7 protein-coding genes and 1 pseudogene are annotated in these 8,214 nt (G+C 63.9%); 6 read left to right on the top strand and 2 right to left on the bottom strand.

Going from position 1 to position 8,214, the window contains the following annotated elements:
- Positions 1–228 (bottom strand): annotated as a pseudogene (locus WBR57_RS12995) (protease modulator HflC); the annotation flags it as partial.
- Between the two features lie 12 nt (positions 229–240).
- Complete coding sequence (hflK, locus tag WBR57_RS12990) at positions 241–2,145, bottom strand: protease modulator HflK (RefSeq protein ID WP_424084152.1); 1,905 nt, start codon at positions 2,143–2,145, stop codon at positions 241–243.
- A gap of 322 nt (positions 2,146–2,467) precedes the next feature.
- On the opposite strand from hflK, the gene WBR57_RS12985 reads away from it, so the two are divergent.
- The 6 genes from WBR57_RS12985 to WBR57_RS12960 are packed head-to-tail and all read left to right on the top strand — an operon-like array spanning position 2,468 to position 8,154.
- Complete coding sequence (locus tag WBR57_RS12985) at positions 2,468–3,091, top strand: CDP-alcohol phosphatidyltransferase family protein (protein ID WP_424084151.1); 624 nt, start codon at positions 2,468–2,470, stop codon at positions 3,089–3,091.
- Between the two features lie 10 nt (positions 3,092–3,101).
- The gene (locus WBR57_RS12980; protein WP_424084150.1) at positions 3,102–4,856 is read left to right on the top strand and encodes a bifunctional alpha/beta hydrolase/class I SAM-dependent methyltransferase; all 1,755 of its coding nucleotides are present in this window, start codon (positions 3,102–3,104) and stop codon (positions 4,854–4,856) included.
- A 2-nt stretch (positions 4,857–4,858) separates the two neighbouring features.
- Positions 4,859–6,157, top strand: a complete 1,299-nt coding sequence (locus tag WBR57_RS12975) for a phosphatase PAP2/dual specificity phosphatase family protein (RefSeq protein WP_424084149.1) — start codon at positions 4,859–4,861, stop codon at positions 6,155–6,157.
- Positions 6,147–6,590, top strand: coding sequence for a hypothetical protein (locus WBR57_RS12970; protein WP_424084148.1), 444 nt, complete (start codon positions 6,147–6,149; stop codon positions 6,588–6,590). Before WBR57_RS12975 ends, WBR57_RS12970 begins: the two co-directional genes overlap by 11 nt.
- Positions 6,591–6,599: 9 nt before the next feature.
- Positions 6,600–7,220 carry a lysophospholipid acyltransferase family protein gene (locus tag WBR57_RS12965; RefSeq protein ID WP_424084147.1) on the top strand — a complete coding sequence of 207 codons (621 nt, stop codon included), beginning with the start codon at positions 6,600–6,602 and terminating at the stop codon, positions 7,218–7,220.
- Position 7,221: 1 nt separating this feature from the next.
- Positions 7,222–8,154: a phosphatidate cytidylyltransferase gene (locus WBR57_RS12960; protein WP_122542722.1), complete on the top strand. Its 933-nt coding sequence runs from the start codon at positions 7,222–7,224 to the stop codon at positions 8,152–8,154.
- Positions 8,155–8,214 lie beyond the last annotated feature (60 nt).

The following is an 8,214-nucleotide window of genomic DNA, read 5'->3' as shown; positions in this document are numbered from 1 at the left end:
GCGCCAGCCCAGGCCCGGTTCCAGCAGCACCCGCGACGGGTTGCCGAAACGCGTGATCACCGTGGCTTCGCCAGACCGCACCTGCACCAGGCTCGCCGCCGCTACCGCAAACAGCACCAGCAACACGGCCCAGGCCATGCGCCGCCAGGGAAACGGGCCAGCCGCGTGTTCATCGCCGTGATGATGGTGGTGATGGCCATGATGGTGATCGTGAGAATGAGCGCTCAACAGACAGACTCCTTATTGAACGGCTTTACGCGGCACCGAAGGATCGGCCGGCAAGGTAAAAGAACGCAGATCGATCGTCGGCGCGCCATCGGCGCCCAGGCGGTGATCCAGAATTAGCAGCTTGGCGTGGGCCAGGCCCAGGCTGAGTTGGGCGAGGTACTGTTCCATTACAAAGGCCTGGCCTGCGCTGGCGTAGGCTTTTTGTTCGGCGGCAAAACGCAGGTCGGCTGCTTGGGCGCCCGCGTTCACTTCGCGGGCCGTGGCAATCGCCTGGTCGCGGGCCGTGCTGGCTTGCAGCAAGGCCTGGTTGGTCTGTTCACTGGCGGCCCCGCGCTCGCGGGAGATCAGCGCCTGGGCACCGATTTGCGCAGCCTGCACGCCGTGGTAGGCATTCGCGGCGCCGGCCGGCGGGTGGATGGCTTCCACCACCGTGGCGAGGATTTCCACGCCGCTGTCGAGCTGTTGCAGGTCGGCTTGCACGGCGCGGCCGATCTCGTCAGCGAGGTGGGTGCGTTGTTCGCCGAGTAATTCGTCAAGCGTACGCGAGGCAAAGTCATGCACGAGGATGCGGCTGGCGGTGCTGCGAATCAGACTCGGCACATCCGCGCTGTGGTAGGTGGCAGCCAGCGCAGCCTGGTCGGTGAGGCCGATGCGGTAGACGAAACGCACGTCCATATTGACGATCTGGAAGCTCTGCTTGTCGCCGCTGCTGCTGGCGATCACCTGGGACTTGTCATTCACATGGCTGGCGTCCCATAACCGGTTGGCGATCAGCGGCGCCGGGCCTTCGGTGGGCGCCAACTCCGGGGTGGCGGCTTCGCTGACGCTGGTGGCCAGTTCATGCACCACGCCGTTTTCCACATTGATCACGCGGCCCAACGGCCAGGGCAGCCCGGCATGCAGGCCAGGGCCGAATACCTCGACCGGTTTACCGAAGCGCTCATAAATCCCACGGCCCTGCAGGGGCACTTCGTGCACGCCGGTCAGCGCCCAGCCCACGGCGAGCACCACCAGTAGCACCGGTAGGAACGCCCGGCGCATGTAGGTAAACGCCCAGATCTGGCGCAGGTCGATGCCGAAGCGGTTGTGCAATTCATGCTGCAACGCCAGCCAGGGTTGTGGCGGCCAACGCAGCAGGTCGGCGATAAAACTCTGCGCCATCAAACGCGGTTCGAGGCGTGGCTGACGTGGGCTGAACAGTGACAGCACACCGCGCAGCAAAAACTCCAGCGCCACCAGTGCCGGCAGCATGCCAGTCAACACCGCCAGGCGCAGCGGCCAGACAGACTGCTCACCCGCAAACAACAAACACACGCTGCTGGTCACCAGGCACCCCAGCGCTACCCGGCTCAACTGTGCCAACTGCGCGGCTTCCGGCCATTGCGCGGCGGTTTCCTGGGCCAGGCGGCGCTCGAACACCAGCAAGCCGAACGCCAGCGCCAAACCCAACGCGGCGCCAACGCTTGCCGATTGCCCCACAGGCGCAGCAGGCAAGCCCAGGTTCCAGAACTCAATAATGCTGACCAGTGCCAGCAACGACCAACCACACAGCCACAACACCGGCGCGCCAATCTGCTGGCCAACACGCCCCGCCAGGCGTGCGTAGCGGCTGGCCTCTTCAGCCAGCAGCTCAACCGCCGGCTCTTCCAGCGCCTGAGCGCGCCAATCGGCCACCCACCACGCCGACTGCAGCCCGGCCACCAACACCAACAACGCGGATGCGCAGTTGATCAACACCACGGGCCAGATCGACAACGGCGCAAACAGCGCGACAAACAGCGCCAGCACCCAGCCAGCCAGGGCCAAAGCCGTCAGGCTGATTCCGGCTTGCCGCAATCGACGGGCATGAAACAGCCCTTGTTGAAAACGCGCGAGGCCCTCAACCGAAGCGCCGTCAGCATCCAGATCCACTTGCATCCACTCAACGCCCGTTTGTACACAATTGGTTACGATATAACACAGGGCGTGAAATTTTTGTTCGACCTACACCGTTGTCAGACACCCCCCACATCCCCTGTGGGAGGAGGCTTGCCTCCGATGGCGGCGGGACAGTTGATAGATGTGCTGACCGGCTTACCGCTATCGGGGGCAAGCCCCCTCCCACATTTGCTCCTCATCGTTGCCAAGACCGTGACTAAACCCCCATAAACACGCGCCATCACTGGTGCAAGCCACGCTTAATCGGGCACACTCCAAACCAGTTTTTCGCGGGTTCACGGACAAGGAAGCGTCACTCCCCATGATTTCGATTTATCAGCTCAAGCCGCGTTTTCAAAACCTGCTGCGCCCCCTGGTGCAGCGCCTCTACGACAACGGCACCACCGCGAACCAGATCACCGTGCTGGCCGGCGTGGTGTCGCTGCTGGTCGGCCTGCTGATCGCCAGCTTTGCCCAACACCTGTGGCTGTTTGCGCTGATCCCGCTGTGGATGATCCTGCGCATGGCCCTCAACGCCATCGACGGCATGCTCGCGCGGGAATTCGGCCAGCAGTCACGCCTGGGCGCCTACTTGAATGAACTGTGCGACGTGATCGCCGACAGCGCGTTGATCCTGCCCTTCGCGCTGATCCCCGGCGTGAGCCTGGCACCGGTGCTGCTGGTGGCACTGCTGGCGGTGTTCAGCGAATACGCCGGCGTGCTCGGGCCGATGGTCGGTGCCTCACGGCGCTACGACGGGCCGATGGGCAAAAGTGATCGGGCGTTCGTACTCGGCGTGCTGGCCACCGGTGTGGCGCTGGGCTGGCTCGGCGCCGGCTGGGTCGACACGGTGATGTGGCTGGTCGCCGCCCTGCTCGCCTATACCCTGGTCAACCGGGTGCGCCAAGGCCTCAACGAACAACAAGACATCTCCCCTTCTGCATAAGGATTTTGCGATGCGCGAACAGCAAGAACACACCTTCAGTACCCATGATGGCGTCGAGCTTTTCTACCGGCACTGGCCGGCCACCGCCCCGCAGGGCGACGAGCCGCGCAAGGGTATTCTGCTGTTCCATCGCGGCCACGAGCATTCGGGGCGCATCGCGCACCTGGTGGATGAGCTCGACCTGCCGCAGTTCGACTTCTTCGCCTGGGATGCCCGTGGCCACGGCCAATCGCCTGGCGCGCGCGGCGACAGCCCGAGCTTTGCCACCAGCGCCCGTGACGTGCAGACCTTCTGCGACCATATCGGCGCCACCTACGGCATCGAAGCAGAAAACCTCGCGGTCATCGCCCAAAGCGTCGGTGCGGTGATCGCGGCCACCTGGGTGCACGATTACGCGCCGAAAATCCGCGCGCTGGTGCTCGCCTCGCCGGCGTTCAAGGTCAAGCTTTACGTGCCCTTCGCGCGGCCGGGCCTGGCGCTGATGCGCACGTTTCGCGGCAATTTTTTCGTCAACAGTTACGTCAAGGCCAAGTTCCTCAGCCATGACCCCGAGCGCGTGGCGTCCTACGACAGCGACCCGCTGATCACCAAGGCGATTTCGGTGAATGTGCTGCTTGGCCTGTACGAAGCGGCCGACCGGGTTGTAGCCGATGCCCAGGCGATTCAGGTGCCGACCCAGCTGCTGGTCTCCGGCTCCGACTTTGTGGTGCACCGCAAACCCCAGCAGCAGTTTTTCGACCGCCTCGGCAGCCTGAAAAAAGAGCTGCACATCTTGCCCGGCTTCTTCCACGACACCCTCGGCGAGCGCGACCGCGCCGTGGCCGTGAGCAGCGCCAAGCGCTTTATCCTGCAGAACTTCACGCACCCGCTGGACCGCGCGTCCCTGCTGGATGCGGACAAACTCGGCGCCACCTGCGCCGAGTCCGAATCCCTCGCCGCGCCGCTGCCACGCAACTCCCTGCGCGACCTGTACTGGCGCCTGACCCGCGCCAGCATGGGCCTGGGCAAGAACCTGTCGGACGGGGTCAAGCTGGGCTTCGACACCGGCTTCGACTCCGGCAGCACCCTGGACTACGTGTACCGCAACACACCCACCGGCAAGGGCGGGCTGGGGCGAATGATCGACACCAACTACCTCAACTCCATCGGCTGGCGCGGCATTCGCCAACGCAAGCTGAACGTCGAGGAGCTGCTGCGCCTGGCCATGGCCAAGTTGCGCGCCGGAGCGCGGGAGGTGCGCATCGTCGACATCGCCGCCGGCCATGGCCGCTACATCCTGGAAGCCTTGCAGGGCGTGTCGCCACTGCCGGAATCGATCCTGCTGCGCGACTACAGCGACATCAACGTGCGCGACGGTGGCGCACTGATCCGCGAGAAAGGCCTGGGGGATATCGCGCAGTTCGTCAAAGGCGATGCATTTGACCGTGCCGACCTGGCAGCGCTTGAGCCCAAGCCGACCCTGGCCGTGGTGTCCGGCTTGTACGAATTGTTCGCCGATAACAGCATGGTCAGTGGCTCGTTGGCGGGGCTCGCCGAAGCTGTGGAGCCGGGCGGCTATCTGGTCTACACCGGCCAGCCGTGGCACCCGCAGCTTGAGTTGATCGCCCGCGCGCTGACCAGCCATCGCCAGGGCCAGGCCTGGGTGATGCGCCGCCGTAGCCAGGCGGAAATGGATCAGTTGGTCGAGGCTGCCGGCTTCCGCAAGATCACCCAACGCGTGGATGAGTGGGGCATCTTTACCGTGTCCCTGGCGCAGAAGATCTGAACATGCGCGAACCCGGTTTATTGAAACCAGCGGTGCTGTGGCTGCTGCTGTTGGCACCGCTGTTTTTCAGCACCTACGGCTTTGCCACCTGGGTCACCAGCCAGCGCAGCGACGTCGGCACGCTGGTGTTCGGCTGGGAAACCCATATGCCGTTCCTGGCCTGGACCATCGTGCCCTACTGGTCCATCGACCTGCTTTACGGCTTTTCGCTGCTGCTGCCCAACAGCCGTCATGAATTGAAACAGCACGCCCTGCGCCTGCTGTCCGCCCAACTCATCGCCGTAAGCTGCTTCCTGATCTGGCCGCTGCGCTTCACCTTCGAGCGCCCGGAACTGGACGGCGTATTTGGCTGGCTGTTCGCGGTGCTGGCGGGGTTCGACAAGCCGTTCAACCAGGCGCCGTCGCTGCATATCGCGTTGCTGGTGATCCTGTGGGTCATGTACCAACGCCATAGCCAGGGTTTATGGCGCTGGGTGGTGCATGGCTGGTTCGCCCTGATCGGAATTTCGGTACTGACCACTTATCAACATCACTTTATCGACTTACCCACAGGCGCTCTCGCCGGTTGGCTGTGCGTGTGGCTGTGGCCGGTGGAACATCCGAGCCCGCTGCTGAGTGCGCGGCTTACGCAAGACCGCAAGCGCTGGCGGCTGGGCGTGCGCTATGGGCTGGGCGCACTGGTGCTGGTGATTCCGGCCTTGGTGCTGGGCGGCTGGTGGTTGTGGCTGCTGTGGCCGGCGGTGTCCCTGGGCCTGATCAAGGCGAATTACTTCGTACTTGGCGCGGCGGGCTTTCAGAAACGCGCCGATGGCCGGCTGACGCCCGCCGCACGCTGGCTGTATGCGCCCTACACGGTTTGTGCGTGGATCAATTCGCGCCTGTGGACGCGTAAACATCCACAGCCGGATCTGATTGTGGATAACGTTTGGCTTGGGCGAATTCCCACGATGAACGAGCAGGATTCATTCAAGGCAATCGTCGATCTGTGTGCTGAACTGCCAATTAATCCACAGGGCCGTGCCTACCACACGGTGCCCGTGCTGGACCTGATCGCCCCGACCCCGGCCGAATGCCTGCAGGCCGCTGAAGCCATCGAACGCCTGCGCCTGAGCGGCCCGCTGCTGGTGTGCTGTGCCTTGGGCTACTCACGCAGCGCCACCGCCGTTGCCGCCTGGCTGCTGCACAGCGGACGCGCCGCTACGGTAGACGAGGCACTGGCTATTATTCGTACAGCGCGGGCCCATGTGGTCCTGCACCCCGCTCACCGTGAAGCTTTGGAGGGTTTGCCCAATGCCCGCTGATATGGAACTGCAGGTAGTCGCCAGCCTGCTGCGCCGTGGCCGCTCGCTGGATCAGTTATCCACAGGCCTGACCGTGGCCGGTGTGTTATTCGGCCTGGCTCAGCTGCTGATGGCGAGCATCTCGACCCTCTGCCTGCTGCTCAGCCTGTGGATGATTATTCTCGGGCTGCTGCAAAAGTATTGGGCGCTGCGCGTGGCCTTCGACGCCGACCTGTTCGCCCTGCTGGCCCGCGACCTTGATCGTACCGCGGACCTCGACCAGGCCCTGCAGAATCTTGGCCTGCAATCACCCAAGCGGGCGGGCCGACCCTGGACCGAGCGCCGTCGCGGCGCCCTCAAATTGTTGCGTAAACAAGCCTGGCTGCTGGGCGCGCAAGCGCTGCTGACCCTGGCCGTGATCCTCGCCAGCCCCTGGCTGCCTTTCCCCGGATAAGGAATCCCCATGTTCGAACCCGTGGTCGCCACGCTGATTACTTCCATGGCCCGCACCGTCACCGGCGCCCGCAGCCTGTGGCTGGGTTGCGCGCCGGTGCCGGTGCAGCGCATCTATTTCGCCAACCACAGCAGCCACGGCGACTTCGTGCTGCTGTGGGCCTCATTGCCGCAAAACCTGCGCAAATTCACGCGCCCGGTGGCCGGCAGCGATTACTGGAACAAAAGTGCCCTGCGCCGCTACATCATCAACCGTGTGTTCAACGGCGTGTTGATCGACCGCGAGCGCAAGGACCCTGTGGATAACCCCTTGCAGCCAATGCTCGCCGCGCTGGAAGGCGGCGACTCGCTGATCATCTTCCCCGAAGGCACGCGCAACCTCGAGGACGGCCTGCTGCCGTTCAAAAGCGGCCTCTACCACTTGGCTAAAAGTTACCCACAGGCCGAACTGATCCCCGTGTGGATCGCCAACCTCAACCGGGTCATGCCCAAGGGCCGTGTGTTGCCGCTGCCCTTGCTGTGCACCACCAGCTTCGGCGCGCCGCTGCAATTGGAAGACGGTGAAGACAAAGCCGCCTTCCTCGCCCGCACCCGCGATGCCTTGCTTGCCCTTGCCCCGGAGCATGTCTGAGATGGATAGCCAAACCCTGATGTTGTTCGGCGGGATCGGCGCGATCCTGGTGCTCGCCTCGCTGATCGGCCTGATCCTCAAACTGCGCACCCGCGGCACGCCGAACGCGGTGATCGAGAACCTCAACGCGCGCATCAACGCCTGGTGGGTGATGGTGGTGGTGATCGGCATCGCCTTCTGGCTCGGCACCGGCGCAGTGATCCTGCTGTTCTACGCCGTGTCGTTCTACGCCCTGCGCGAATTCCTCACCCTCACGCCCACCCGCCGCAGCGACTACCCGGCCCTAGTCGCCGCGTTCTACCTGGCCTTGCCGCTGCAATACCTGCTGATCTACTCGGACTGGTACGGCCTGTTCTCGATCTTCATCCCGGTGTATGTGTTCCTGCTGCTGCCGATCCTCGCTTCGCTGGGCGGCGACACCACGCACTTCCTCGAACGCGCCTCCAAGGTGCAATGGGGCCTGATGATCGCGGTGTTCTGCGTGTCGTTCGTGCCCGCCCTGCTGACCCTCGACATCCCCGGCTACGAGGGCCGCAACTTGCTGTTGATCGCTTATCTGGTGATCGTGGTGCAGCTGTCGGACGTGCTGCAGTACGTGTGCGGCAAACTGTTCGGCAAACACAAGATCGCGCCCAACCTGTCACCGTCCAAGACCGTGGAAGGCTTTGTCGGCGGGATTTTGCTCTCCTCGCTGATCGGCGCGGCGCTGTGGTGGACCACACCGTTCAACCCGTGGCAGTCGTTCCTGATCGCGCTGTTGATCAACCTGCTGGGGTTTGCCGGCGGCATTGTGATGTCGGCGATCAAGCGCGACCGTGGCGTCAAGGACTGGGGCCATATGATCGAAGGGCACGGTGGCATGCTGGATCGGCTGGATTCGGTGTGTTTTGCCGCGCCGATTTTCTTCCACCTCGTACGCTACTGGTGGACCTGAGAGGCGCCTCCTCAAGGCCAACACTGGTCAACTGTGGGAGCTGGCTTGCCTGCGATGGCG

The organism is Pseudomonas sp. (assembly GCF_049590575.1).
In the GTDB taxonomy this organism is placed as follows: Bacteria; Pseudomonadota; Gammaproteobacteria; order Pseudomonadales; family Pseudomonadaceae; genus Aquipseudomonas.
This window is presented reverse-complemented; position numbering and strand designations above follow the sequence as displayed.